28 protein-coding genes are annotated in these 25,186 nt (G+C 56.8%); 3 read left to right on the top strand and 25 right to left on the bottom strand.

Annotated elements, in window-relative coordinates; translation table 11 throughout:
* The first annotated feature begins 157 nt into the window (after nt 1-157).
* Nucleotides 158-355: a hypothetical protein gene (locus tag DVR09_RS08595; RefSeq protein WP_115416567.1), complete on the top strand. Its 198-nt coding sequence runs from the start codon at nt 158-160 to the stop codon at nt 353-355.
* Nucleotides 356-367: 12 nt separating this feature from the next.
* On the opposite strand, the gene DVR09_RS08590 is transcribed toward DVR09_RS08595, so the two are convergent.
* The 20 genes from DVR09_RS08590 to DVR09_RS08495 form a co-directional block, all read right to left on the bottom strand.
* Complete coding sequence (locus DVR09_RS08590; protein ID WP_162814920.1) at nt 368-775, bottom strand: hypothetical protein; 408 nt, start codon at nt 773-775, stop codon at nt 368-370.
* Nucleotides 772-2,112 carry an RHS repeat-associated core domain-containing protein gene (locus tag DVR09_RS17465; RefSeq protein ID WP_199798567.1) on the bottom strand — a complete coding sequence of 447 codons (1,341 nt, stop codon included), beginning with the start codon at nt 2,110-2,112 and terminating at the stop codon, nt 772-774. Before DVR09_RS17465 ends, DVR09_RS08590 begins: the two co-directional genes overlap by 4 nt.
* 1,194 nt (nt 2,113-3,306) lie before the next feature.
* Nucleotides 3,307-3,528, bottom strand: a complete 222-nt coding sequence (locus tag DVR09_RS08580) for a hypothetical protein (protein WP_115416565.1) — start codon at nt 3,526-3,528, stop codon at nt 3,307-3,309.
* Between the two features lie 310 nt (nt 3,529-3,838).
* Nucleotides 3,839-4,237, bottom strand: a complete 399-nt coding sequence (locus DVR09_RS08575; RefSeq protein ID WP_115416564.1) for a single-stranded DNA-binding protein — start codon at nt 4,235-4,237, stop codon at nt 3,839-3,841.
* A gap of 339 nt (nt 4,238-4,576) precedes the next feature.
* Nucleotides 4,577-4,705, bottom strand: coding sequence for a hypothetical protein (locus tag DVR09_RS17785; protein ID WP_267899713.1), 129 nt, complete (start codon nt 4,703-4,705; stop codon nt 4,577-4,579).
* A gap of 186 nt (nt 4,706-4,891) precedes the next feature.
* The gene (locus DVR09_RS08570) at nt 4,892-5,662 is read right to left on the bottom strand and encodes a hypothetical protein (RefSeq protein ID WP_115416563.1); all 771 of its coding nucleotides are present in this window, start codon (nt 5,660-5,662) and stop codon (nt 4,892-4,894) included.
* A gap of 14 nt (nt 5,663-5,676) precedes the next feature.
* The gene (locus tag DVR09_RS08565; RefSeq protein ID WP_115416562.1) at nt 5,677-6,897 is read right to left on the bottom strand and encodes a carboxypeptidase-like regulatory domain-containing protein; all 1,221 of its coding nucleotides are present in this window, start codon (nt 6,895-6,897) and stop codon (nt 5,677-5,679) included.
* Nucleotides 6,894-7,691, bottom strand: coding sequence for a hypothetical protein (locus DVR09_RS08560; protein ID WP_115416561.1), 798 nt, complete (start codon nt 7,689-7,691; stop codon nt 6,894-6,896). The genes DVR09_RS08565 and DVR09_RS08560 overlap by 4 nt, the downstream gene beginning before the upstream one ends.
* 10 nt (nt 7,692-7,701) lie before the next feature.
* Nucleotides 7,702-8,868 carry an aromatic ring-hydroxylating oxygenase subunit alpha gene (locus DVR09_RS08555; RefSeq protein ID WP_115416560.1) on the bottom strand — a complete coding sequence of 389 codons (1,167 nt, stop codon included), beginning with the start codon at nt 8,866-8,868 and terminating at the stop codon, nt 7,702-7,704.
* A complete protein-coding gene (locus DVR09_RS08550) occupies nt 8,861-9,901 on the bottom strand; it encodes an ABC transporter permease (protein WP_115416559.1) in 1,041 nt (346 codons plus the stop codon). Before DVR09_RS08550 ends, DVR09_RS08555 begins: the two co-directional genes overlap by 8 nt.
* Complete coding sequence (locus tag DVR09_RS08545) at nt 9,898-10,836, bottom strand: ATP-binding cassette domain-containing protein (RefSeq protein ID WP_115416558.1); 939 nt, start codon at nt 10,834-10,836, stop codon at nt 9,898-9,900. Before DVR09_RS08545 ends, DVR09_RS08550 begins: the two co-directional genes overlap by 4 nt.
* Entirely contained in the window at nt 10,829-12,070 is a 1,242-nt protein-coding gene (locus DVR09_RS08540; RefSeq protein ID WP_115416557.1) for a hypothetical protein, read from the bottom strand. Before DVR09_RS08540 ends, DVR09_RS08545 begins: the two co-directional genes overlap by 8 nt.
* Complete coding sequence (locus DVR09_RS08535; protein ID WP_115416556.1) at nt 12,063-12,911, bottom strand: SagB/ThcOx family dehydrogenase; 849 nt, start codon at nt 12,909-12,911, stop codon at nt 12,063-12,065. The genes DVR09_RS08540 and DVR09_RS08535 overlap by 8 nt, the downstream gene beginning before the upstream one ends.
* A 7-nt stretch (nt 12,912-12,918) precedes the next feature.
* Nucleotides 12,919-14,013 (bottom strand): YcaO-like family protein, encoded by a 1,095-nt coding sequence (locus tag DVR09_RS08530; RefSeq protein ID WP_162814919.1) that lies wholly within the window; start codon nt 14,011-14,013, stop codon nt 12,919-12,921.
* Nucleotides 14,014-15,416: 1,403 nt separating this feature from the next.
* Nucleotides 15,417-15,746, bottom strand: coding sequence for a helix-turn-helix domain-containing protein (locus tag DVR09_RS08525; RefSeq protein WP_115416554.1), 330 nt, complete (start codon nt 15,744-15,746; stop codon nt 15,417-15,419).
* Entirely contained in the window at nt 15,743-16,132 is a 390-nt protein-coding gene (locus DVR09_RS08520; RefSeq protein WP_199798566.1) for a type II toxin-antitoxin system RelE/ParE family toxin, read from the bottom strand. The genes DVR09_RS08525 and DVR09_RS08520 overlap by 4 nt, the downstream gene beginning before the upstream one ends.
* Nucleotides 16,125-17,363 carry a tyrosine-type recombinase/integrase gene (locus DVR09_RS08515; protein ID WP_115416553.1) on the bottom strand — a complete coding sequence of 413 codons (1,239 nt, stop codon included), beginning with the start codon at nt 17,361-17,363 and terminating at the stop codon, nt 16,125-16,127. The genes DVR09_RS08520 and DVR09_RS08515 overlap by 8 nt, the downstream gene beginning before the upstream one ends.
* Nucleotides 17,360-18,460 carry a tyrosine-type recombinase/integrase gene (locus DVR09_RS08510; protein ID WP_115416552.1) on the bottom strand — a complete coding sequence of 367 codons (1,101 nt, stop codon included), beginning with the start codon at nt 18,458-18,460 and terminating at the stop codon, nt 17,360-17,362. Before DVR09_RS08510 ends, DVR09_RS08515 begins: the two co-directional genes overlap by 4 nt.
* 306 nt (nt 18,461-18,766) lie before the next feature.
* A complete protein-coding gene (locus DVR09_RS08505) occupies nt 18,767-19,396 on the bottom strand; it encodes an SMI1/KNR4 family protein (protein WP_115416551.1) in 630 nt (209 codons plus the stop codon).
* A 311-nt stretch (nt 19,397-19,707) separates the two neighbouring features.
* Nucleotides 19,708-20,835 carry an RHS repeat-associated core domain-containing protein gene (locus DVR09_RS08495; protein ID WP_162814917.1) on the bottom strand — a complete coding sequence of 376 codons (1,128 nt, stop codon included), beginning with the start codon at nt 20,833-20,835 and terminating at the stop codon, nt 19,708-19,710.
* Between DVR09_RS08495 and DVR09_RS17780 the strand changes: the two genes are divergently transcribed.
* The gene (locus tag DVR09_RS17780) at nt 20,770-21,093 is read left to right on the top strand and encodes an ATP-binding domain-containing protein (protein ID WP_162814916.1); all 324 of its coding nucleotides are present in this window, start codon (nt 20,770-20,772) and stop codon (nt 21,091-21,093) included. The two genes, DVR09_RS08495 and DVR09_RS17780, sit on opposite strands and share 66 nt — an antisense overlap.
* A 64-nt stretch (nt 21,094-21,157) precedes the next feature.
* On the opposite strand, the gene DVR09_RS17170 is transcribed toward DVR09_RS17780, so the two are convergent.
* The 5 genes from DVR09_RS17170 to DVR09_RS08475 all read right to left on the bottom strand — a co-directional run bounded on the left by DVR09_RS17170 (nt 21,158) and on the right by DVR09_RS08475 (nt 24,994).
* Nucleotides 21,158-21,655: a hypothetical protein gene (locus DVR09_RS17170; RefSeq protein WP_162814915.1), complete on the bottom strand. Its 498-nt coding sequence runs from the start codon at nt 21,653-21,655 to the stop codon at nt 21,158-21,160.
* A complete protein-coding gene (locus DVR09_RS08485; protein WP_234041375.1) occupies nt 21,652-22,608 on the bottom strand; it encodes an RHS repeat-associated core domain-containing protein in 957 nt (318 codons plus the stop codon). The genes DVR09_RS17170 and DVR09_RS08485 overlap by 4 nt, the downstream gene beginning before the upstream one ends.
* 873 nt (nt 22,609-23,481) lie before the next feature.
* Entirely contained in the window at nt 23,482-24,102 is a 621-nt protein-coding gene (locus tag DVR09_RS08480) for an RHS repeat-associated core domain-containing protein (protein ID WP_234041609.1), read from the bottom strand.
* Nucleotides 24,048-24,431 carry a hypothetical protein gene (locus tag DVR09_RS17585; RefSeq protein ID WP_234041374.1) on the bottom strand — a complete coding sequence of 128 codons (384 nt, stop codon included), beginning with the start codon at nt 24,429-24,431 and terminating at the stop codon, nt 24,048-24,050. The genes DVR09_RS08480 and DVR09_RS17585 overlap by 55 nt, the downstream gene beginning before the upstream one ends.
* A gap of 26 nt (nt 24,432-24,457) precedes the next feature.
* Nucleotides 24,458-24,994 carry a hypothetical protein gene (locus tag DVR09_RS08475; RefSeq protein WP_177822620.1) on the bottom strand — a complete coding sequence of 179 codons (537 nt, stop codon included), beginning with the start codon at nt 24,992-24,994 and terminating at the stop codon, nt 24,458-24,460.
* Here DVR09_RS08475 and DVR09_RS08470 point away from each other — a divergent pair.
* Nucleotides 24,941-25,183: a hypothetical protein gene (locus DVR09_RS08470; RefSeq protein ID WP_369692515.1), complete on the top strand. Its 243-nt coding sequence runs from the start codon at nt 24,941-24,943 to the stop codon at nt 25,181-25,183. The genes DVR09_RS08475 and DVR09_RS08470 overlap by 54 nt on opposite strands.
* The last annotated feature ends 3 nt before the right edge of the window (nt 25,184-25,186 follow it).

Genomic DNA, 25,186 nt, shown 5'->3' with positions numbered 1-25,186 from the left:
GTGTAGCTCCAACTGACATCGCGCGTGGAGCCGTGCAGATTGAGCGCGAGGACGGCAAGCAGGACACACTCGACCTCTCACGGCTCGCCGATCGGCATATTCGGCCCGGTTGGGTCCGCACCATCCACTCCGCCCAGGGCGCGACCGCCGACAGGGCATGGCTCACCTGGAGAGCTTCCGCGCCAATACCGTCGATGCTCCGGCGGTCTACGTCGCGATATCCCGCGCGAAGGATGCGGTCGCGCTCTACACCGATAGCCGTGCCAGGCTCACCGAAGCGCTTGGCCTACGCAACGGCGCGCGGGTCGGGGCTATCGACGAGGTGCGGCGGGGGGTGGAGGTGGCATTGGGGTAAGTGGCAGTTACTTTACAGCCAAAGACCGCCAGAGATCCTGACTTGCTGGATAACGCCTCCTTGTATCACCAAAATTTGGTTCCAGGCGACTCCACCCGATTTGCAACGCATAATCAATTCGCCATCGCCGTAACCCGTGATGTTGGCATCAGCTATCTCAACAAGCCGTTCATCTATCACGAATTGGCAGCGCCGGTTGCTGTTCAGTGCACCGGCCACCTCGGTTATTGATTCGCCAATCCCTATCCCTTGAAACTCCCCGTCTACATAAGTTTCCTCTATATGGAACGGAAAAGGATACAGCGTTACATAAGCTCCAATCGGCACAGATTGCCTAGCGATCCACGCATTCAACCGAAAAAAATCTCCAATTAAGATAAGCACTATTATCGCGATGAGTATAGAAATGAAGGTTTTCACTGGCATTTTATCCCATCGCTAGCGCAGATTTTCGCTTCGTTGAATTGAACTCGGCCCGATTCATTCACCCCAGGCAAGGCATAATCGGTGGGTGCTCGCGCGGGCTCACCTCGTGATATGCTTGTGGACCTCTCAGCTACACCCATCGCTGCGGAGTTGCTGTTGACAGCAGGAGCTCCTCCGAAGAGATCAGCACCGGGAATGATATCATAATCCCCTGTTTCTAAAACTGCACCTGCGACAGCCGAAACCGTAGAATCCTTTGCGTCAATCTGAGAGAAAGAGCCAGCATCGTCTTTGGTAAGTGAATCCCAGTGAGTCTGGTCGGCGGCATGTGCAGTCTTAGAGAAATCCGAAGCTCTGCTCGGATCATTCACATTACCCATATTGCCGTTTGACAATTCCCCGAAAGAAATCACTTTCGCATTGGGATCACCTGGGTATTTTGCATCAACCACGATGTAGGCATGTCCGATCCCCGCTTTGCCAACAGCGGAATCAAGCTGCCGCGCGACCATGTATGAATCCATCCCCGTCGGATCGACCCCATTCACCGGATCGTTCCCGACATAGGCATAGAGGTTGAACTGGTCCTCATAGCCGATGGGATCGGTCTGGATGAACCGGCCGAGCGTGGGCGAGTAGATGCGGGCTTTGTAGTAATACATGCCCAGCTCAGGGATCCACACTTGCCCGGTGTAGCGGAACCGGCCCTTGGTGGCGATGTCGTCGCCCGTGGCGGTGTCGGGGATGCCGTACTCGTCATAGCTGTTGGTATGAAGCGGGGCGCCCTGATAGTTCGTCACCATCACGATCGAGCCGCGCGGATCGGCGTGGAGATAGCGCCGCGAGGCATCGCTCACCCCCGCGCCCTCATAGACGATCAGCGGATCGTCGGCCTCCGCATTCGAGCCATGGACGTATCGCCGCAGCAAAGCGCCGGCAGCATTATATTCGCCGATCAGCGCATTGCCGTCATAGGCGAAGCGCTGCGTGCCCAGGCTGCCCCCGCTGACCTGATAGAGCCGACCGGTCGGATCGTAGCGCAACTCGGCCTTGAGCGCGCCGGTATAGGATAGCGCGGCACAGTTGCTGTTGGCGCTGCCCTGCGCGCGCCGCTCGACCAAGCGGTTCTCGACATCGTAGAGATAGACGCTCGTCCCGTCGGCGGTGAGATTGCCATTGGCATCGTAGCAGAAGCTCGCGCTCCCGCCGCCACTATACTGGTTGAGCCCGTTGGTGGTGTAGGCGCGGACCGCATCGACATGGCCGTCCCAGCTATAGGCATCGTTCGACTGCGTCTCGGACGCAATCTGAGAAGCGGGATTGCTCGACAACCTCGCCGCACAGCACAGACAGGAGAGCGCCAACGCCGCCTGATCCTCTCTCAGCCGCTCTCTAGCGGCATATCAGCGCAGACATAGGTCAGGGGCCGGGACACACCCGCAAGCCCCTCGGCGGAGCCTTTTGGCTGCTCTAAAAAGGATTGGATCAGGACGGCGTATCACCGTTGCAACCACGCTCACACGCACGCCCGGTTGCAACCCCTTGCAACGCCAAGTCACTGACATCGCACAACAACCACCCTGCCCACGCGATCTTGCAACCCGTTGCAACTTCTCCGAGCACCCCCTCCGCGATCGCAAGCCTCTGGATTTACGCGGCTATCTCGTTACAACGAACCACGGTTTATCCGTGTAGGGTGTGCTTCTAACAGGGACTGGCTCGCTGACCTCGGTCCCATACCGGTCGGGCCGCTGAGATGTGGGAGGGTTTTCCATCTGGAACACGCCGCTTAACAGCGGAACATGGCTTGGCTACCCACTCCGCCAAATCGATCCTTCAGCGCCAGTCTGCGCACCGCAGCGAGCGGGAGCGAGCGAGGACGCGGACGCAGCGCGAGGATCATCGGGCGCGAAGATTTGCACTATAGATAACCATGCAAATCAGTCTCAAAAATGAGACTCGGTGGGACGCTATTGAGGGTGGTTTCACGCGCTCTATCGCCACACGCGAGCGGCGATCATCCGGGTCAAAGCGGCACAGTCGAATGGCGGGAGATTGGTCAGCGATTACAGAGCTTTGGAGCGCGGCTGACACGGTCTGTGCCGCTAAATTACCATTGACCCACTACTGGCACAGAAAGGGACATTGCCGTTTTCCACAAACACCTCAATAACTTACTTGCCAGAACCGCTGCGTACGGTGTGCACGAAGTTGTTCCCCATATGTGCATGGTCTGATCCATCACTACTCCGACCGTTCCGTGACGGCAAAGGCACTGGTTTCACTCGGGTTTCCTAGCCCAAACCGGGCTGGAGGGGAAGAGACTAGAACGCGAGTTTGTTCTCATTCGGGAGCATTTTGGTAACAAATAGCCATTTTCAAAAGCCAAACTGCGCACGACTTCCATCGTCCAAAACCGCCCCGAACAGAGTGCTGTCTTGCCGAATTATTCGGGCATCGATCCAATCTTTGCGAACATGAAAAAAGGACAGGAGCCGTACCCGGCCCCTGCCCTGATCCTACGGTCAGAACTCGTCTGACATCGCACCGTGCACCGTATGCACTACGCGCGCTGCAAGGTGCTCCGGAAGTGCATTGTAGTCTCCCTCGTCCAGAGCAAAATATCCAAGTTCCCGGTCCTCAACGATGTGCTGATCGAAGAAGCTGTGCAGCGCCCTATGCTCTGCCACAGCCAGTGCGGCAAAGTAGCGATCCGAAGTCGAAGTGGATTGAAATTGCGTAGCCATAATATCCTCCTGATGTCTGCCGTTGACGGCAGAAGCAGGACGGATGGGCGTGCGGCCGGCGGGTCAGGGATCGCCCCAAAAGGGCGACCGCGAAGCGGCGGTAGGGGCAACGATTTTGTCGGACCGTAGCGTGAGCGAAGGGGAGGCAAAATGGTGGGATCCCGCCGTCCTTGACGCGCCTGTTGCACGCCCATCAGAATGGGAGAACGTGAGCCAGGCCCCCTCCCCGCCAGAGAGTTTGAACAACGTGAGAAGGGGCGCTGTCTGGTCCGGACAGCGCCCTTCTGAGCCGGACCAATGATGATGGAAATCAGTCGATCTCGGGAGCATCCTTGTTGTCGTCGTTCTCACCGGAGCCGTTGCCGCGGGAGAGGAAGTCGACCTTGCCGGCGAGGATCTCGGTGCCGTAGCGCGTGACCCCGTCCTTGTCCTCCCACTGGGTGTAGTGGATGCGACCCTGGACCGATACCAGCTGGCCCTTGGAGCAGTACTGGCCGACGGTCTTGGCTAGCTGCGAGAAGCAGGTCACCCGGTGGAACTCGCTTTCCTTGGCGGTGTAGCCGTTCTCGTCCTTGTAGGTCTTGCCGTCCTTGTCGCGTGCGGGGCGATCGGTGACGACGGTGATCCCGGTGACATTGGTGCCGCCCTTGGTCTCGCGGGTATCGGGATCGCGGGCGATGCGGCCGGTGAGGATTGCGATATTGGTCATGGTGTAAGTCCTTCAGTTCCTCAAACCGGAGACCATCTCCGGCTTGCGAACATCTAGAAGAAGCAGGGCATGGGAGGACTGCACCGCAGGCCAACAGACATCGTCTGCGGGCCGAAGGGAAACCTGTTCATGACGGGTGGTGCGGGCAGGCAGCGCCCAAGCGATTGCAGCAAAAGTGGGAACCGGTTTTGCGTCCGCAATCGCACAGGGAGACGCTGCCAACACGGCCGTCAAAGGAACGGGTTGCGGCTACTCAGCTGACCTGATTCAGGACTGTTCGCGAAGAAAGCCGGATGGGTATCGGGTGTGGGTCTGAAGGCTCGCGTGACCTCGCTGCAATCAACCTACACCATCGCCTTCCGATGCCGCCAGGAGATCCATGAAGTTGCGAGCTGCTTCCCGGTCTTCCTCGTTCTCGAACGCCACGTCGAGGTCGGGGCAGACCCGAACATGTGCAGGAACGACCACAGTGCAAACCGCTTGCTTCTAGGCTTTTTAGGAATTCGATGACCTAAGCTCCAAGCTAACGAAGCGGGATTAGAGTACGCGGAATAAAGGCGCTACAACGACCGCAAACGGCAACGAGTTGCCTCGTCGGCTCTTACGCTGCGACCACTCTTGTTCCCCGCGAAGTCTCAAGCCGCGAAACGTCGGTCAGAAGTCGAAAATGAGACCAAAATAGAAGACTCGGGGCCCAAAGAATGATCTTTGCTCCTGCGAGAAATCCGGCGAGTATATTGCTCGAGCCTCGTTGCTGCTATCGAGAGCGTTGGTGATTGCCAAAATGCCTATGGGCTTAGTTTCTCCGGGCCAAAGTCCCAGCACGTGCGAAAAATTGAAGTCAAGACTGACAAAATCGGACAATCTCTCGCCGTTGATATCGCTGCTGAAGATTGGTTCAACTCCCCGCCCAGGATCGTTTTGCGCGCCGATCACTCGCGTAAACACCGCACCGCTTCTCATAGTGAGAGCGCCCGTTATACTGGAGGATCGGTTTGGTCTGGCCTTAAGGATAGCGCGCAACTGATATCCCAAATCATTGTCCCCGACCGCTCCACCCGAACGATGATCGGACGACGCAAATCGAAGCGACAGGTCCAACCAGTTCGCTAGGCGCGCGTCGAGTTCTGCATCGAAGCCGAGAATGTCGACCTCGGCGCCATCGAAGCTATCCGTCTTCGCATAGGCTCCCGCAGCAACTCTCAGTCCGTCACCATCGAAGAGATAATCCAGAGATACCTGCTGACTGGTCGAAGCGAACAATGGTTGCACACCGCCAAGTTCAGGCGGGACCACCGCACTATACTGGCCAGCCCCGAAAATCAATCTGTGCCGCCTGTCATCAGACGTGAAGGTGAGGCCAAGCGAATAAACTGCGTCTTGTCCGGCATCATCGACAAGAAATTGGCGAGTGCCCAATTGCATGGTCAGATTGTCACTCAGGCGGCTTGTGAGAAACGCATAGGCTGCAAGATAGTCAGGGTTCTGCCGTTCAACCGTCGAAATTGGCGACGACAATGCGGCATCGCCGAAGCCAAAGTTCGCAGCACTCTCGGAGCGCAGATCGAAACGCTCGTATGCCAGTCCTGCACGGTAGTCGAGTTCGGGGCCGAGCAGATCACCCCGTAAGCACGTAGCCGATCATTGGTGGACTGCCCAGATTGATTGAGAATACGCAGCGGGAATTCACCGTCCTCCAAGTCGAGGGCCGCGAATAGTGTGACTTCGCCGCCATTCTCTATCGGCAAACTAATCGTCGCGCCGAGAGATTGTGTGCTCGATGAGGTGATGATATCGGCAAGTTCTGGATTGATTTCGATGAGGGGGGCAACATCTTCAATGCTTGCATAGAGCTGCGCGGTGCCGTCTTTGAGAACGGGCTGTAAGCTTGTTACCTTAATACCCGATAGCCCAACTAACACGGACGTCGTTTCGGATGCATCGTACTGAGGAAGTGCCCGCAATGCACCTGCGGCCGAATTGGCGAGATATGTCGGCGGGTTCGTCGGATAGGCCTCGACATTGCTGAGGATTCGCGGGTCGAAGATCGAAAACAAACGAGTGGTTTGATCGACCGAATTACCGCGCACCACTTCATAGAGCGGTACATCATTGAAGTAGGTCCGACTCAAGCCCACAGCGCCGCCACGAAGCTGCAGGTCGGCCGAGTTATTGACGTTGGTCGAGATGGCCAGACCCGAAACCGCCAGCAGGACATCAGCAGAAGCCAATGGATCGCTGACAATATCGAGCGTTGTGAGTTCACGGTTCGCAAAAGGCCGAGATCGGGCTCTTGCGGTGACAATGATCGAATTGTCCTCGGTCGCAGTGCCGTCGGTTGCCCGGTCCAGAATTAGCCTCGCATCGCGAGCCTCGAATTCAGCGAAGTCGACCGACAACGATTGGAAACCAATCAAGCTAACCGTCACAAGGGTCGGCTCACCGGCAGCATCGCGAGGCACCACAAACGTGCCACTTTCGTCGGTCAATGCGAAGATTGCTTCAGCCTCAAAAGTGATTTCGACTTCTGCAAAGGCGAGCGGCTTTTCGTCTGAGTCGACAACTATTCCGCAAACTTGGTCTTCAGGACAATCCTCTGCCGCCCGTGCATATTGCGGCACCGAAAGCAGGCTGAGGCCCCAAAGCACACGTGCTATCATTGAGCCTTTTTCATTCTGATCAATTCACGTAGCGCGACGCTGTCAGGATACATCTCAAGCGCGCTTACCAACCTGGTGTCAGCTTCTTCGGCTCGTGAGGTCGTGTAGAGAATTTGTATCAGCAGTGCCTGTGCTTGATCGCGTCCCCAAGATGGCTTTAGCCGCCCGCTTGCTTCGTTCGGAAGCTCCAATCCTTCACGCAGTGCGGCTTCAGCTTTAGTACGACCACCATACTCTGGGGGAGTGTTCCAATCGGCAATGGCCAGCGCGTAGTATGACCGGATTGTTGGCCCTTGTCTCATACCCGCATCTAGATGCTGCTGTGATATTTGGGCATCGCGCAGCACGTCCTGCGGCGGCACAAACATCAGTTGCAGCCCAGTAACTAAGGACCGCAGAGTTTCAACCTCTCCGTCCTCGATCTTCAATTGGGAGAGCGCGGCCGACGCTTGCGAAAGCGCTTGTTCAGTCGCTTCCATGTCCTGTGTGCGCAAATGGGCAATGGACTCTTGATACAATGCGTAAGAGAGCCAGTAGGTGCGATAATTCTCGAGTGACACGACCCCTCTTGTGTCGAGTCTGCGCAGATCGCTCTCGATTTGTTCAAATATGCCGAAATCGTTGTCAGTCAAAGCAAGAAGTGCGGCTTCGTCCACTCTTACCTCGATATCGCGCAACATCTCCACCGGATCGACTGCCGGTGCTTCGACAGCAGAATTCTGCGCCATAATTGCGGGCGTAGCGGAACTGGCAACGACAGGTATCGACGCAGCGAGTAAGACCCTGAACGTCATTCTATCTCTCCTATTGAGGATTCGCCTCTTCACTGTGCCGATTGAGCCAGGCGGTGAATATCTTCGCGTCATGCTCCAACGAGGCAAAGCTCGCCTTTGGAATGAAGCGAGAGTTCGCGTTTTGCTGAACCGCTTCCGTGAGCGCGATGTCTTCCTTGAGCGTGCGTGCCCAGAACCCTACCATGTTTGCTTTCTGATCCTCATCGAGACTGGTGTCCTGATGAACGAGCCAAGTCACTGTGATATCGGTACGATCATCTCCAACTGGGTCGAAGGTAAACACTACAAGCTGATCCGGCAGGACTGTGAAGTGCGTAAGTGGACCGACAAAACCATAAACGAAAGCGCGATCTCCCGCCGGCAATCCACCAAGAGGCTTTCCGATAAGATTTCCATCCACCGTTTCGGAATCGGTCGAGAGGGTCGATGTTCGCGCAGCTCTGAGTACTGGACTCAGAGATGACGGTTCGATCGCCATGACCGGTTTGCCGTGGTCGATCGCACGGAGCTGAGTCGCCTTGTCAAGCTGACCAATCTTCCATCCTTCGCCATTTTCGGCGAAGTCGATAAAGGCTTCACTGCGTCTCAACAATTCGTGAGCACCGTAACAATGGTAGCACTCGACAAAGTTCTGCACGAACAGCGGCCATGCAGCGTGTGCGGAGAAAACCAACCTCTCAGCCACCTTCAGCGTTTCAAGCCCAAAAGGGCCGAGTGAGCCGAAGACCTGATCCAGCGCTGTTCCAAAGTCTTCGCGCTGCTGCGCATCGAACGCCAGAAAAATCAACCCTGAATGCTCAAGCAAATCAATTCGAGGTAGTCTTGCCGAACTCTGCCGCGGCATAAGACGCGCATAGGTCAGGCAACCGGCTGCGTCGTACTCCCAACCATGATAGGGGCATCGAATGGCGTTGGCATCTCCTTCTTCACTCGTTGCGAGACGGGAACCGCGGTGAAGGCAAACATCGGCAAAGGCGGTAAGCTTTCCTCTGTCATCTCGTGCGATTAGAATGCTCTCGTTCTGCAGTGATACGCGCCGGAAACGACCTTGGCGGATTTCATTCGCATGGGCCACGCAACTGTATTGGCGGGCAAGCAGGTCTGAATGAGCACCATTGTGAGAGTGGCGCTGCGGTTCTTGCTGGCCGGGCGTAACACTGCTCGCCAAACTAGCCATCTTCCGAAATCTTGAACAGTTTTGCGGACACCAAGTATGCGATGACACCGGTTGCGATTAGACCAACCCAGACAAAGATGTCGCCTATTGTGAGAACCGCGGCACCATTTTCGAAGATGGTACGGATGTTGTCGACAAAAAGGTAAACTGGAGAAAGCTTGGCAGTCGCCGCCACTGAGTCCGGCAATACGCTCAAAGGTACGACCAGATCCGACAAGAAAAGGATTGGCAAGTTCAGCAGATTGACGACTGCTGCCGCAGTCATGGGCTTCGTCAGGACGCTCGCCAGCAAAAGTCCCAGCGCCAAAAACGCAAATGTCCCGGCGACTAATGAGACGATCAGAGCAATTGCTGTCGGCGCGTTCCAGATGGCCTCTGCGCCGTAAAGCCAACCAAAGCCGTAAAGCAAGAACATAGAGAAAAGGATGATCACGACAGCGCGTGAGACAGTAAAGGCGATGAGATATCGAAGTTTACCAAGCGGCCAATATGCGAGCCATTTCAGGCGACCAGCAGCGCGGTTCGCAACAAGCACGGGGGTAAAACCGAACAGTGCCAGACTAACTACCGAAAGCGCTACAATACCTGATACGAGGAATAGTCGATAGTCTTCGGAACCTTCGCTTTGCGCCCCAGAGGCATCAGGGGACAGGCCAGGCACGTCCGTTGCATCGGTTCCAGACTCCGCCGCAAGCGCGAGGCGTACAGACGATAGTGTTTCCTGACTCACCGATCCCCCCACTTCGATGGAGCCGTCGGTCTCCGATTTGAGAATCACTTCCGCGCCCTCGTCGTCGTCGGCGCGTTCGATAGTCCAGCCACTTTCCTCCAGCAATTTGGCAGCGCCTTCGAACCTCGCTTCCGCTACGCTGTCTTGGCTGAAAACCGAGAAAGACATTACCGACGATCCACCGAACACAAAGGCGAGGATCAGCAACAGGACGATCGGATATACGAAGGTCCAGAACAAAGAGACCGGCTGTCGGATAAACGAATTGTATTCGACCAATGTGGCTGTCTTGAGTGCGCTCATTGGTCCGTCTCCTGCATTCCAAAAAGCACTAGATCCTCAGCGCCGGTTTCGGAGGCCGTGTAGCTAAGCCTCCGTTCGTCCTGAAGTCTCGGCAACAACTCCCGCTCGAATTGATCGTCGCCGAAGACATGGATTGTATGCCGTTCACCATCGAACGTCTCGCGCACCACGGAACCGCTGGGGATAGCCTTCTTGATCGACTTGTGCTGATCGACGGTGAGGTGATTAAGAACTAGGTGCCTGGGGCCGAGCCGAGCGGAGATCAACGCATCAAGCGGTCCATCGCCTACGATCTTGCCCTGGTTTAACCAGACAACGCGTTCAGCGAGGCGCGCATCGGCATCGGTGTGGGTGACGATGACACAGGTCCGCTGGGAGCTTCGCCAGTCCGTTTCTCCAAGGTGCTTTCGAAATGCCGCCGCCGCACTTGCATCCAGCCCGGAGGTGGGCTCATCGAGTATCGAAAGGCGTGGCCGACTGGCCAAAGCAAGATAGATCCCAACCCGTTGGCGCTGGCCGGTCGAGCAATGCTCGAAGGTCTTCTTCTTCAACTCGTCAATGCCGAGTGTTTCGCGAAGATTGACTTCTACATGGTCATAAAGGCTGGCATGCAGAGCGAGTATTTCGCCGACAAGCATGCTCGGTTCAAAGCTGGCGGACTGAAGGTATACACCCAGCTCTTTCCGAACCAGAGTATCCAGGTTCCGGCCCCGGAATTTCGCATCACCCGATTTGGCCTTTCGCAATCCGAGGATAGCTTCGAGGAGACTTGTCTTACCCGAGCCATTCGCGCCGATAATAGCGACGATCGAACCTTGCTCGATCGAAAGCTCCGGTACGTTCAGGACGAACCCGTCGGACCCAAGGAGCGTAAGGCTATTTACCACCAGCGCGCTTGTGGGTTCAGGTAGCACGATCTTCTGGCTACTATTCACAAATGCGCTCCTTCAAACTTGCAAAAGCGCGGCCGAAAACCTCGTCATTCCGCCACTTGGCCGACAGCACTTCTATCGATGGCGCGCCCGGAATCTCAGGCATCTGTGTCTTTGCAAGGTAGATCAGGGCAGCCGCCGCCAGAAGGGGGTCATCCGGATAGCGTGCGAGCGAGGCCGAAAGGTGGGCGTACGATTGTTCCCATAGCTCGCCCGGGTCGCCCAAGCACCCGATCGCGTCGTCTACCATTCGGTAGAGCTCAATCACCGCCTGATGCGCCTCGGTCGCCGGCTCTGACAATTCTCCAGATCTGCGCCACTCGCTATGCTGGAGCGCGAATGCGACATGGCCTGTATCGTATTCGGGATCTGAGAAGAGCATCTGCGTTCGCGCAAGAAACTGACCGAAGGCCGACAGCCGATGAAGCGGCTCATCGGCAAGCGAGCCATCGACGAAGGCGAGGATTTCCTGCGATGACATTAAGTCCGGTTTCGATTGCGCGGACCAACCCCAAGCCTCGTCGAGCTGCCTGCGATCGATGATGGTTTCCAGCTTCGCGAGTAATTGATCGCCCGGCTCTACGAACTTCATCTTTCCACACAGAACATCAAGTTCGATTTCAGCATTCACCAGCGCACCGATGATACGCGATGACGCGCGACCGAAAGCAACCTGAAACGCGTGCGGGAACTCGGCCAGATCGTCATGTGTGCGCACATTCCGGCACGCATCCGTCAGATTCATCGGCGGCGCATCAACGAACTGACGCGCCCTTGTAAACTCATGCTCGGCATAGAATGCTATGCCTTCGTCCAGGATCGGGTGCCCTGAAAAGCAACAGAGATGGGCGATCTCATGTACGAAAACTTCCGGCTCAAGCGAGTTGAAGGGGATCAGCGCACAGCCGAAATCGTCAGCCAACCGAACACATTCCGGTCGCGATCTCGTACCCTGCGGCGAAATCGAAATGAGGACAGTAGGCCGCGCCGACAAAAGCTTCGAAGCGAATTCGTAGGCCTCCCGTACCGTTTTTTGCGTCTCAGAATCCGGTTCTTCACCCCTGATCCAATAAACCGGTTGATCACCACCTCCGGCGACGCCCTCCAGTTCGACGCGCCCCAGCATGCGCGCGTGATGAGATGCGCTGAGAAACGGGGCAATCGCTTCGAACTGCCCGGTGACCCGCCCGTTGGCAGCGCCGGCGACAAACTGGGCGAAGGGTGAAATCTTACCCATCAAACGGGACCGTCGGGTTGCTTGAGTGGCCGACGAAAACACAATTCACTATCGTTTCGGAGAAACCGTCTGCATCGAACAGGGCGTTCGCTTCTTCATCGAAATAGCCTCCCCAAACCAGCGAACCCAGATCGCATGCAGCAGCCGACAGCGTGAGATGATGAGCCATTATCCCGCTTTCGATCATCGCAAATCTGTAACCCAAAGGTCCGTATTTCGCGACCGTGCGTTCGAACATCGAGGAAATCAGGAAGCAAGCTCCGCTGCCCGCAAGCCCGGCATTGCCGCGCTCTCCCAACGCTGCCCAGAACGTCTTCGGATCGATCTTTGAAATTGGCGTCAGCGCGTGCTCGCGCGGATTGTAGTGGCAGATGGTCGGCGGCTGATCTTCCACCGTCAGAAGCGCGACATACAATTCACACGGATACAGTCCTCCAGGGGACGCATAGGGCCGCAAATTCAGCCGTATATCGAAGTCTTCGTCCACGACGGTTTCGCGCGTACTGCGGAACGGCGCGAGCAACTGCGAAAGGCGCTCCAATGATAGTGCTGCCCCGGTAAAATCGCGCTGCGAAACCCGCTTTGCAATGACCTCGGAATAGGGGACATCGGGCAATGCGACTTGAGGCAGTTCGATACGACGAAAAGCGAAGTAGTTCTTGCGGTTTGCGGACGTCTCCATTTTCCCGCGGTACTCGAACAGATACTGGTAAACGTTTTCAGCGAAGAGGTAGTCGCTCTCGACCGTTCCTTTGGTCGATTCATGAAAGTCGATCACTTCATCGAGGCCGATCGGTTGAATGCCTGGATTGACGAGCTTGTCTTCTGGGCGATGGGTCATGGCAGCCTCACGGGAAGGGATGGGGATTGGTATTGATCAGACTTTCGCTCCACTCTAGCCCGTTGAACTCGGCAACCTGTCGCAATCGTCGGCGATCGAGATGCTGCGCGTCTCCGCCTGCGTACATCGGCTGCAACGTCGGTGCGATGGCGCGAAAGACTGTGAAGCCGAGGTCGGCTATATCGCTCGACGTGACGTCGGAGAGGTAGACTGGATGACCGGCACCTTCGACAGCGGCCACGATATGATCGAGTTCTTCTCCCGGTGAACCTTCGAAGGGGGTCACATCCATCATCGGTGCACCTTCCGGACCGTCAAGAAAAAGCGAATATTGGGCAACGGCCTCCGGTCGGCGGTGATAGGTCACATGATCAACGAAATCATGGATATCCTCCAGCGTCGTCTCCACCGGCCAGCGGTTCATGTCTATTAGCCAGTTGAAGGTGTGAAGGCACTCGGTCGCCGCTTTTTTCAGCGCAGCTTTGGGAGACACTTGACAGCTGGCGCCGGACGCGATCCCGAGGCCATCGGGCAAGATAATATGGCACAGCGCCGTGGGGAGCCCGACATCGCTTGTAAGGTCGAAGCAAAGCAATTCCAGGCCGTTCTGCTCAAGACGCTCGACCGCCTGGCCCGCTACCCTGCGCAATATCGATTGCGGTACACGCGGCGGCTTCGCACCGACCAGGAAACGCCCGATATAGGCGTCCCGCTCAACCAGTTCCTTAATTGCCGTCGTGGCTGCTAAAGCCGGTGTGCGATGCGCGCCAAGTCCTGTGCTGTATCCCTTGTCGAGCCGTCTCGGATTCCCGCCCGCATGCGCCAGATAGACAAAGTCGGCCGGAACCCAGTACTCTTCGCCTGTGGCGAGCCGCATGGTCTTGGTCCAGGCAAACACTTCCTGCGGTGTCCACTTCAAATACGGAAAACCCTCACGGGCGTACTGTTCCTCGCTGAACAACACGAACGAGAGCGGAGACAATATCGGTCCTTCAAGATCCTCGCCGCGGGCAATCGTGACGCTGTCGGGCTCGATGACCGACGCAGAATAGCGTTCGAGCGATTCTCCGAGAGTGGACCAAAGGGCTGCATCCCAGCCCATGCCTGCACCCGCTGCTTGCCGGTCCGCTCTCGGCAATGGCATATCGCGGCTATGAGGCGAAATGGCGGAAGGATTTTGCGAAACCGCAACCGCATAGTGCAGGTCGGACTCTCCGGGCTGTAGTCCCATACGCGAAACCTGTTCGATGATTCCGAACTCCGTATCGAGTGCGCGGCTCATCAGATCGAACTGGGTCAAAGAAACGGGTGCGGTTGTCCCTTCTTCGATTTTGCATATTGTTCACTCCAATTAACCCAACGCAACTCGAGCACTCACTTGGTAGCCGCACGAAACGCGCGCTTCTGGAAGTCGAGCAAATCGATCTGTTCTTTCAAAAGTGCACTTGCGGTAGTGAAGCCCACGCAGTCGGGTGATGGATGTTTACGCTAGACCGGTACGGCACAACTCGTGCACGAGCTCGAACTCGAGCTTGAACAGCGACCGGCAGTCACCGCCATTCCGTGGCCTTTTCGACCGAAAACGATCCCTGGATTGCTTTCACTTGAGCAGTGGAACGATACTCGCCTGTTTGTAGTCAGATCAGTCATTTTGACTTACTCCTGTTTCCACCCGCACTTCACTCCAGTGCTCGCGAAGCAAACTCCCGGCATGGACCCAAGTTTGAAAATCCAAGCCAAAGTCACCAAGCATGCACCCGAGCCAAGCCGCTCCGATTAACAGAGCTGCGAGCAGATATTCTGGGATTTCAAAGAGTAGCTCAGCCCCTTCTTCACCCCTCTCACGCCGACACGAGCGCGCCAGCGTACGAAACCGGGCATTAACCCGACATCGTTCGACAAGTACTATTCGGCCTTACTAAAATCAGACGAACGACCAGCTCGCCTGAGCGGCAGGCGGGAAATCAAATATTTATTTGAAGCGACTCAATCTGTACGGCCAGTCTGCCAGCGATTCTTTTGATGTCAAACAAAATTTGGTCGTGATTGAAATAATCGCCCTGTGTGCCGCTAATACTGCGCTCTTTGTCCATAGGTAGCAACAACCGGTTCGCAATATTATCACGGGTCCAACTGGAGTCGGCAGATGAACGGAGAACGATTATCCTGTCATCAATCCTTTTGTCGTGGTTATGTCTGGCAAGATTAGATGCAACTTTGGGGTTGGAGGTGGCAAGCGCGCTTTCTCCCAATTGTAACGTAGCCAAGCTCAACCTTCGAACAGGCTGACTGATCTGAAAACTCGGGGAACGCTGAAAAAGACTAATCCAAGAATTGTGACAAAGGGAGACACTTTGCTGACTGCTTGTTGAGCGTCGGCGCCGCAGTCATATTGCCTCTGTACGCTTAATTCGACAGGAACCAGCAAAGGATGGATTGGCCTAGGATAGAATAGCAACTTAGTTTGGGCTGGCCGTTAGGAGCAGATGCGGGACTCAGTTTGTGCTAAGCCACTGCATCCAGCCCATTGCGCTGAATGATCGACAGCAAACGAAGCGCCGGACCTCCAGGCTTCTTCGCCCCACGTTCCCAGTCCGACACGAGGTTCTTCGACACATTGAGATAGCGCGCGAAGACCGGCTGCGAGACATGCTCAGCCTCACGGATCGCCTTGATCTCATCAGGGGAAAGAACCGGAGCAGGCGCAAGGCACGCTTCATCGAACTCGCGCATTGTGCGTTTGTCGATAGTGCCAGCATCGTGGAGGCCTTCCATCATTTCGTGGACGGCGGCCATCGCCTCGCTCTTGTAGGTCTTTGCCTTAGCCTTGCTCATCGTCTTTTCACCTCGACCAATCGGCCTGTCTCAACTTCCATTTCAATTTCGTCATCGCCCAGCTCCAGCATGACACTGGCCGCCTTGCGATAGACCTTCAATTCCGACCTACTCAGATTCGCCTTGGCGCTCTTGGCAAAGGCAAACACGAATATGGCGCGTTCCCCTGAGCGGAAGATCAGGATCGAGCGATAGCCACCCGATTTGCTTCCGCCTTCGCGCGCGATGCGTTGCTTGATGAGACCGCTGCCAAGGTCGGCATCGATCAGGCCGCTCTCAGCTCGACGTACGGCATCAGCAAGCGTGGCATCGCTGATCTTTCCCTTCGCTGCGAACTTGGCGAACCAGCGGTTTGCGTAAATGCGTATGCGCCGGTTCCTAGTCATACAGCAACACCGATCTATCACACATAGTGTTATGGTTCAATGAACGGTTCGAACCCATCATTTCTTCAGTCAGGTCGCCGATGCGCTGCCCAGCCTCGATCACCGGCCCATCATCCAGATGAGCGTAGCGAGCCGTGGTGGTCACATGCCTGTGTCCCAACAGCTTGCCGATCATCGGGAGTGTTTCCGAGCGCGCGGCCGCGTGGCTGGCGAAGCTGTGGCGCAGATCGTGAAGGCGCACACCATGCAGACCCGCCTCTTCGCGGACGTCTCTCCAAAGGCAAGTCAGATCAACGCTCCTGCGGGTTTTCGGATTGTAGAACACTTCCGGCCGGCGCTTGTGACGTGGAAGGCATTTGATGATGGTCCAAGCGGCTTCACCCAGCCAGACGAGCCGCGGTCCGGTTTTGCTGTCGGTCAAGAGCAAGCGGCGGCCCTTGACCTCGCTCCAAGTCAATCCGGTGATTTCGGATCGTCGACATCCAGTCAGGATCAAGAGCTGTAATGCCGCGCAATGAACCGGTCTCGATCTACGGTGTTTGTCTATCGCCGCACCAAGGCGCCGAAACTCTTGGTCGGAGAGGAACCGCTCGCACTTACGTCGCTTGTTCATCCGGATCGAAGTGCATGGGTTTGAGCCTTCTGGCTTGATGCCCCAGTCTTCGGCTTTGTTCATCAGTGCTCGCAGGATTTCGCACGACCGGTTTGCTGCACCCGGCCCTCCAATTTCTGTCACACGGTTGAACCACTCCTGCACATGGGACTGCTCGATCTCATCGAGAAACATCCCCGCAAAGGCCGATTGGAGGTAGTTCTGCCGATACAAACCATGAGTGTGCAGCGTTGATGTCTTCCAGCTTGGCGAAACCTTGCACCAGTAGGTATCGAGAAAGTCAGCATAGAGCGGCACCTTTCGGCGCTTCTTTCGCTTCTCCGCAGGATTCTGGCCGACTTGCGCGCGCAAGAGTACGCGCCGCGCCACATCCATCGCCTGTACTTCGCTCAGTATCTTGGCGTTGCCGATCGTGACGGTCCGCGTGCGTCCCTGCATTGCGGCCTGGACAATGTAGATGGTGCGTCCACTCGCGTAGTAGCGCGTCCCGAATCCCGGCAATCGTCTCGACCAGACTATTCGGCGCAGCTTGCTATCGCCGTTGGTCTTGCCGACCACGCCGATACGCGCAGTGCCGAGTTCTTCGGTGACGATGGTCTGGAGGGTCAGCGCATTCATTGGCCCACTCCGATCAGGCTCGCGATCGATCCCGACACGCGCTCGGCGGCATCGGCGATGACCTCATCGGACAAATGCGCATAGCGCGAAGTCGTCTCGGCAAGTGCGTGGCCCAGCAGCTTGCCGATCACCATCAGCGAGATGTTGTCGCGGATGGCGGTTGACGCGAAGCTGTGCCGAAGGTCGTGCAAGCGGACGTCAGGCAGTGCGGCACGGTTGCGGATTTCCGGCCAATGCATGCCCAGCTTCATCGGCCTCTCTGGGTCGCGAACCGATGGAAAAGCCAACCCCGTCGCCCTCCGATCGGGGATCGAAGCGATCACTTCGGCGGCCTGCCGGTTGAGATAGATGATTTTCGCGCCGGTCTTACTGTCAGGCAGCATGACGCGCGGCTCCTGCACCCATTCCCAGCGCAGGTTCTCGATCTCTCCGCAGCGCGCGCCTGTGTAGATCAAGAGACGTATCGCAGCGACGACAGCCGGATGTTCGGCTTCAAAGAGGTTTAGCGCGGTCGCAAGCTGACCGTATTCACGGGCAGACAGGAAGTGTTCCATCCGCTTGCGCTTGTAGCGCGGAGTCCCTCTGCAAGGGTTTGATCCAGGGTGGCGATATCCGAGCTTCTCGGCATACCCCATCATCACCGAGAGGATCGGAATGGTCCGGTTGAAGGCACCTGTGCGTTCGGCGAAGCCATCACGCCAGAACGAAATATCGGCCCTGGTGATTTCATCGACACGGCGATCACCGAAGGTTGGGAGGATGTCCCGATCGATCCCGGTGCGGTTCCGTTGGCGCGTGCTCGGTTTCCAGTGGTGCGCATAGTCAGTCCAGAAACGCTCAGCGTATTCGCGCATTATCGGAGCTTCCTTCGCGCGAGACTTCGTGGTCTTGCGCGAAGGCAGTCCATCGAGCGCCACTTCCGCCAGCTTCCCGCGCGCAAGTCGACGCGCCTCGGTCGCAGTATTCTGCCTGGTCGTCCCAAGCGAGACACGGCGCTGCTTGCCGCGCTGACGGAACATCACGAACCAGGTTCTGCGCCCCGAGGGATGCACGCGCAGCCCGAAGCCGGGCAAATCGCGATCCCAGTATTCAATCATCTGTTTGCCAGGCCTGCGCCGGACGATATTTCCGTTCAGTCTTACATGCTGGATGCTCTGCTCACCCTCATCGTGGCGCTCACGCCGCACTGCGGAAAGCGCATGATTCGGGCTTGATTCTTGCGGTAACACATGGCCATTTCGGTCCATCGATTTGCTCCTCGTTTTTGAGGATCAAATTCGAGCAAGATACTGGTAAACAATATCTTTCAGCATCAGCGATGCGTAGGGTGTGCGCCCCAAAGCTTCCCAAATTGCAAGGCTCGATCCGGTGAAGGAGCCGGTACGTTCAATGGCGGAACTTCTTTAGTCGGTAATCTCAAAAGCGATGGTCTCACCATCTTTCAGTCCGATCAATTGTGAAGCAAGTTGGGCACGGATTGTGATGGCTTCCAACTCTGGCTTGGCGACAAGGTTGGTGACATCAAATTCGCCCTGCAACACAAACGGAACCTTGGGGATCAAACGCGAACCATCGGGCAATCGACCGTTAATTTCTTGCCATTGGCGGGCTAGATTATGCCCGGTCAGGTAGTCGCAGTCTGCGAGAACTTCACCAGCCCACGCATCAAGATTATCAGCAATCTTGTGACTCTCACCGGTCTCTGGGTCAAATTGACCGACCCAATCGTCGGCTAGAAAGAACTGCTCCCCGAAGACATTCTCGGCGAAGAAAGTGTAACTCTGAATATTGGTTCCCGCATCGGAATAATGACTTTTCCACAGGTCGAACGAGTTCCACGTAACCAAGCCCAAAACACTTGGCGCATCGCGCAATGGTCGAACCAAGAGTGCGCCCTCAAACGCATAGAATCCGTCCTTCTTGGATAGCAGCTTGAGCGCCTGCGAGTTCAGGCTTTGAGGGAGGAACGCCTCTTCAAAACCTGAGCCAATCGGATCGCTTGCTAGATCGACTAAGCTCTGAATATTCTCCATGCTCAAAATCTAATCACAAATCTCGATCCTACAACGACCTCCATCTGGCACATTGCGGATTTGGTTGCCAATTTGCGCGCCCGAGCTGCGGTTGTCTGAACTGGGAATGTTACGAACACTAGCATTTTGACTTTCTCGGAACACTGCAGGCGGAGACTCATCACGGTCCGTTCCCGACCTTGTCTGGGTACCCCTCATGTTATCTCGGCGTCGTTGATCACGACCTGCGCGGTCCACAGTTAAGGTTCTGCCAGTTGCTCCGGATTCTTCGAGGTGACGGGCTGACTCTGGGCTTGCCGAGCGAGATACTTTCACCGTTTTTGTTGAGCTAAAGAGCCCTTGATTGCCTGCCCGGCTTTGGTGGCGAGTGCACCCACGATAGCTAAATCTTCCGGACCTGGGAGAGCTAGTGTGGCACCTGTCGCAACCCCAATTGCCGCCATCTCGCTGTTTGCATCTTCTACAGCATCGACCCCAGCGCGCTGCTCCTCTGTCATCCGAGAGCGAACATAATTCTCCTCTAACTTCCGATCTTGCAGCCCGTCAGGGTCCACCGCATTAACCGGATCATTCCCGACATAGGCGTAGAGGTTGAACTGGTCCTCGTAGCCTATGGGATCGGTCTGCAAGAACCGGCCGAGCGTGGGCGAGTAGATGCGGGCTTTGTAGTAATACATGCCCAGCTCGGGGATCCACACCTGGCCGGTGTAGCGGAACCGGCCCTTGGTGGCGATGTCGTCGCCCGAGGCGGTGTCGGGGATGCCGTATTCATCGTAGCTGTTGGTATGAAGCGGGGTGCCCTGATAGTTCGTCACCATCACGATCGAGCCGCGCGGATCGGCGTGGAGATAGCGCCGCGAGGCATCGCTCACCCCCGCGCCTTCGTAAACAATCAGCGGATCGTCGGCCTCCGCATTCGAGCCATGGACGTATCGCCGCAGCAAGGTGCCGGGATAGCTGTATTCGCCGATCAGCGCATTGCCGTCATAGACGAAGCGCTGCGTGCCCAGGCTGCCCCCGCTGACCTGATGGAGCCGCCCGAGCGGATCGTAATGCAGCCGAACCTCGAGCGCGCCGGTATAGGATAGCGCGGCGCAATTGGTGTTGGTGCTGCCCTGCACGCGCCGCTCGACCAGGCGGTTCTCGACATCGTAGAGATAGACGCTCGTCCCGTCGGCGGTGAGATTGCCATTGGCATCGTAGCAGAAGCTCGCGCTCCCGGCGCCAGTATACTGGTTGAGACCGTTGGTGGTGTAGGCGCGGACCGCATCGACATGGCCATCCCAGCTATAGGCATCGTTCGACTGCGTCTCGCTGACGATCTGCGAGGCCGGATTGCGCGTGTAGCTCCAACTGACATCGCGGGTGGAGCCGTGCAGGTCGAGCGCGAAGACGGGAAGCAGGACACGCTCGGCCTCTCCCGCCTCGCCGATCGGCATATTCGGCCCGGTTGGGTCCGCACCATCCACTCCGCCCAGGGCGCGACTGCCGACAGGGTCATGGCCCACCTGGAGAGCTTTCGCGCCAACACCGTCGATGCGCCTGCGGTCTATGTCGCCATCTCCCGCGCCAAGGACGCGGTCGCGCTCTACACCGATAGCCGCGCCAAGCTCACCGAGGCGCTCGGCCTACGCGACGGCGCACAGGTCGGGGCGATCGACGAAGTGCGGCGGGAGGCGGGGATGGCGGTGGGATAATTAGCCCCTGACGTGTCCGGTGTCCGCCTTTCTGCCAGCGCGACCTAGAACCGCAAGAAGCCAATTAATGAGGATCAGTGTCTAATAAATTACTGAAAAGAGAGCGACTTTCATCGTCAACGCGCAAGTAAGTCAATTCAAAAAACTGGAACCCATCATTCTCTTGTCGTTTAACCCCAAATTCAACATTGAAGACGGGGCTTTGCATTTCTGGAAGCTTGCTGGATGAAATGAAATTCGGCACAACTCGAATATTTCTCGATAGGCCGAGAGCTTCGCGTATAACATCCTCATCGCCATCGATTCTCAAGAATGAGAGATGATCTAGTATAGAATTCTCTCCGACAGCATCCCGAATCTCGCAAGTCGATGAGACGATATAAATGGTTGCGCTTTTATCGCTCTCTACAAGAACCAGCTTCCCTCTTCGATTTTCGAGATCGCCGCCCCAGCAAACGGGATCACTGAGGTAATCCTCCACGTCTGAGACAAGACGTGCATCAGCCTTACATCCAATAAGGGAAGAGATGAGGAATAAGGCGGGTAAGAAGCGACGTTTCAAAACGGCTTCCTCCTCTCTTGTCTCAAAGCTCGTTCTATTGGAGCACTACAATGCCTAGCGGGTAGTCGGCAGTAACCCGAAGCCCGATACCGAACATAGGCTTCCCAACTTGTATGGCCAACCGTCCCTCCTGGAGCGCGTCCGACCAAGAATTGTATCATGAAAGGACGTATTTCTTCGCTGAGTCTCGGCAGGTTTTCATTTCTTTGCCTGTCATGCTGCACCTCATGCGCCAGCGTTTCTCCAGTGCGCCCTCCAGACCGGGAAATCCTCTCAGTATCTAAAGTTATCGTCCGAGTGGAACCATCGTATTCTCCTCTTGCACCCTCGTTGACAGTTTCACCCACTATTATGGTCAGCCCGTTTCCATCGTTCTCGCTGCCAAGGGTAGAAAGTGTCTTGTCCAACGCAGCGGCCGCGCCAGCATTCCGAGGAATGCGGCTGCCCGTTTCTGGCGAAGCATAATAATCACGAGCAGCTCGTATTTCATTCACACCTGCCGCAGCAGCCTTGCAGGCGTCACCCTTGGAATCTCCGCATTCATACATCCCCGTCGGGTCGGTGCCATTCACCGGATCATTTGCAACATAGGCATAGAGGTTGAACTGGTCCTCGTAGCCAATCGGATCGGTCTGGAGGAACCGCCCCAGCGTCGGCGAGTAGATGCGGGCTTTGTAGTAATACATGCCCAGCTCGGGGATCCAGGCCTGGCCGGTATAGCGGAACCGACCCTTGGTGGCGATGTCGTCGCCCGAGGCGGTGTCGGGGATGCCGTACTCGTCATAGCTGTTGGTATGGAGCGGGGTGCCCTGGTAGTTCGTCACCATCACGATCGAGCCGCGCGGATCGGCGTGGAGATAGCGCCGCGAGGCATCGCTCACCCCCGCGCCTTCGTAAACAATCAGCGGATCGTCGGCCTCCGCATTCGAGCCATGGACGTATCGCCGCAGCAAAGCGCCGGTGCTGATGTATTCACCGATCAGCGCATTGCCATCGTAAAGGAACCTTTGCGTGCCCAGGCTTCCGCCAGAAACCTGATAGAGCCGACCGGTCGGATCGTAATGCAGCCGAACCTCGAGCGCGCCGGCATAGGACAGCGCGGCGCAGCCTAGCTCTCGGCTGCACCGCCTCGATCACATCTGGCGACCGGCCATCCTCCGGCTAAAAGTGGCATAGTAGAGGAGTACGAGATTTGCCATCTATGACAATGATTTAGAGCGCCACTGGCACACTCTGTGCCGCAGACTTACCACCGGGTCACCACTGGCACAGAAGATGGCGGGTGCAAAAATCAACAATAACTCACTGACCTAACTCACCTTCACCAACAGCAGCCGCTGTGTTCGGTGTGCGCCCTAAGGCTTCCTCAATTGGCAGGTTCGATCCGGTGAATGAGCCGGATCGTTCAACGAGGCGATGAAGCTAACCCTCATCGGGACTCGGCGTTGCAGAAGTCCAGTTTTCAATAGAGAGGAAGCGGATGGAACCAGGATACTGGGGGTTCTCCCGGACATCGATTCTCATTAGTCCAGTGACGGTAACTTCCAAATTCCCTCCCTGTGCTTGGCGAGCCAACAAAGAACGCAACTCCTCAAACTTTGGAGACAGAATATATTCGCCATATCCTACGCTGAATTTCTCATCGCAGCGTTCGAATGTGCCAAAATCGCCATGCACGGTAGAAGTTATCTTTAGTGTCCCGACAACTTCATCACCCGACCTTATCTCTCGCGTCTCACAGCGGTAGGTTGCAGCAGCATCGGTTGTATGAGCGCACCCAGCAGCAAGGGGCAGCAGTAACGGAATCAAGACTCTCACAAAGTTCATCATTGGCACACCGAACTGTTTGGGCTGGCAGCACAGGCAGCGAATAGTGAGCCGCGTGCGCGTCCTTGGAGTTGACCGTCAGTTTGCGGCGTACTCTCTGCTCGGCCAGCCCTTCTATCGAAGCCTCTCAGCGCGGCATCTTGGGTGCGATAACCACTCTTCTCAGCGCTTATGAACTGATCACTGGTTGAACGCGGGTCTGACATGTGACCAGTATCCGCTTCATGCGCAAGAGTGGCACCGAGATGCTCACTTTCAGTCAGTCCGAAATTGTCGTGACCGTCGACGCCTACCGAGTAAACCGTCATTGTGTTGCCCTGCATTGTGGCAGTAACGCTCGTGTTTATCGATCCATCGGCGTTTTGGAAGGCTGTCGCGCCTGAGATTACCATGTCACCCTCTCCTGGTTCTCCGATATTCTGGAGGCTTCCATCGATCCGATTGTAGTCGTCGCTACCCGCCTCAAAATGGTCTCGCGATTGGATGAGCGCCTGCCGAGCATTTTCGAATTGCTCGCAATCTGCTGTCTCATCGCACGTATACATCCCACTCGGATCCACCCCATTCACCGGATCATTCCCGACATAGGCGTAGAGGTTGAACTGGTCCTCGTATCCGATGGGATCGGTCTGCAGGAACCGCCCCAGCGTGGGGAGTAGATGCGGGCTTTGTAGTAATACATGCCCAGCTCGGGGATCCACACTTGGCCGGTGTAGCGGAACCGACCCTTGGTGGCGATGTCGTCGCCCGAGGCGGTGTCGGGGATGCCGTATTCATCATAGCTGTTGGTATGAAGCGGGGCGCCCTGATAGTTCGTCACCATCACGATCGAGCCGCGCGGATCGGCGTGGAGATAGCGCCGCGAGGCATCGCTCACCCCCGCGCCCTCATAGACGATCAGCGGATCGTCGGCCTCCGCATTCGAGCCATGGACGTATCGCCGCAGCAAAGCGCCGGCAGCATTATATTCGCCGATCAGCGCATTGCCGTCATAGACGAAGCGCTGCGTGCCCAGGCTGCCCCGCTGACCTGATGGAGCCGCCCGAGCGGATCGTAATGCAGCCGAACCTCGAGCGCGCCGGTATAGGATAGCGCGGCGCAGTTGCTGTTGGCGCTGCCCTGCACGCGCCGCTCGACCAGGCGGTTCTCGACATCGTAGAGATAGACGCTGGCCCCGTCGGCGGTGAGATTGCCATTGGCATCGTAGCAGAAGCTCGCGCTCCCGGCGCCAGTATACTGGTTGAGCCCGTTGGTGGTGTAGGCGCGGACCGCATCGACATGGCCGTCCCAGCTATAGGCATCGTTCGACTGCGTCTCGGACGCGATCTGACCCGCCGGATTGCGCGTGTAGCTCCAACTGACATCGCGCGTGGAGCCGTGCAGATCGAGCGTGAGGACGGCAAGCAGGAGGCGCTTGACCTCACCCGGCTCGCCGATCGGCATATCCGGCCCGGATGGGTGCGCACCATCCACTCCGCCCAGGGCGCTACCGCCGATCGCGTGATGGCCCATCTGGAGAGCTTCCGCGCCAACACCGTTGATGCGCCCGCCGTCTACGTCGCCTACAGCCGCGCCAAGGATGCGGTCGCGCTCTACACCGACAGCCGCGCCAGGCTCACCGAAGCCCTCGGTCTACGCGATGGCGCGCAGGTAGGCGCGATTGATGGGGCGAGGCAGGAAGTGGAGGGGGCGCTGGGATGACCG

Source organism: Erythrobacter aureus, assembly GCF_003355455.1.
Lineage (GTDB): Bacteria > Pseudomonadota > Alphaproteobacteria > Sphingomonadales > Sphingomonadaceae > Qipengyuania > Qipengyuania aurea.
This window is presented reverse-complemented; position numbering and strand designations above follow the sequence as displayed.

Bases quoted from the DNA above. Each gene is read 5' to 3' on its own strand.
- DVR09_RS08535 (WP_115416556.1), bottom strand. From the start codon at position 12,911: ATGACCCATCGCCCAGAAGACAAGCTCGTCAATCCAGGCATTCAACCG.
- DVR09_RS08565 (WP_115416562.1), bottom strand. From the start codon at position 6,897: ATGATAGCACGTGTGCTTTGGGGCCTCAGCCTGCTTTCGGTGCCGCAA.
- DVR09_RS08525 (WP_115416554.1), bottom strand. From the start codon at position 15,746: ATGAGCAAGGCTAAGGCAAAGACCTACAAGAGCGAGGCGATGGCCGCC.
- DVR09_RS08505 (WP_115416551.1), bottom strand. From the start codon at position 19,396: ATGGAGAATATTCAGAGCTTAGTCGATCTAGCAAGCGATCCGATTGGC.
- DVR09_RS08570 (WP_115416563.1), bottom strand. From the start codon at position 5,662: ATGCAATTGGGCACTCGCCAATTTCTTGTCGATGATGCCGGACAAGAC.
- DVR09_RS08575 (WP_115416564.1), bottom strand. From the start codon at position 4,237: ATGACCAATATCGCAATCCTCACCGGCCGCATCGCCCGCGATCCCGAT.
- DVR09_RS08560 (WP_115416561.1), bottom strand. From the start codon at position 7,691: ATGACGTTCAGGGTCTTACTCGCTGCGTCGATACCTGTCGTTGCCAGT.
- DVR09_RS08540 (WP_115416557.1), bottom strand. From the start codon at position 12,070: ATGGGTAAGATTTCACCCTTCGCCCAGTTTGTCGCCGGCGCTGCCAAC.
- DVR09_RS08555 (WP_115416560.1), bottom strand. From the start codon at position 8,868: ATGGCTAGTTTGGCGAGCAGTGTTACGCCCGGCCAGCAAGAACCGCAG.
- DVR09_RS08495 (WP_162814917.1), bottom strand. From the start codon at position 20,835: ATGCCGATCGGCGAGGCGGGAGAGGCCGAGCGTGTCCTGCTTCCCGTC.
- DVR09_RS08475 (WP_177822620.1), bottom strand. From the start codon at position 24,994: ATGGGCCATCACGCGATCGGCGGTAGCGCCCTGGGCGGAGTGGATGGT.
- DVR09_RS08510 (WP_115416552.1), bottom strand. From the start codon at position 18,460: ATGATTGAATACTGGGATCGCGATTTGCCCGGCTTCGGGCTGCGCGTG.
- DVR09_RS08595 (WP_115416567.1), top strand. From the start codon at position 158: ATGGCTCACCTGGAGAGCTTCCGCGCCAATACCGTCGATGCTCCGGCG.
- DVR09_RS08580 (WP_115416565.1), bottom strand. From the start codon at position 3,528: ATGGCTACGCAATTTCAATCCACTTCGACTTCGGATCGCTACTTTGCC.
- DVR09_RS08550 (WP_115416559.1), bottom strand. From the start codon at position 9,901: ATGAGCGCACTCAAGACAGCCACATTGGTCGAATACAATTCGTTTATC.
- DVR09_RS08530 (WP_162814919.1), bottom strand. From the start codon at position 14,013: ATGGGCTGGGATGCAGCCCTTTGGTCCACTCTCGGAGAATCGCTCGAA.
- DVR09_RS08520 (WP_199798566.1), bottom strand. From the start codon at position 16,132: ATGACTAGGAACCGGCGCATACGCATTTACGCAAACCGCTGGTTCGCC.
- DVR09_RS08515 (WP_115416553.1), bottom strand. From the start codon at position 17,363: ATGAATGCGCTGACCCTCCAGACCATCGTCACCGAAGAACTCGGCACT.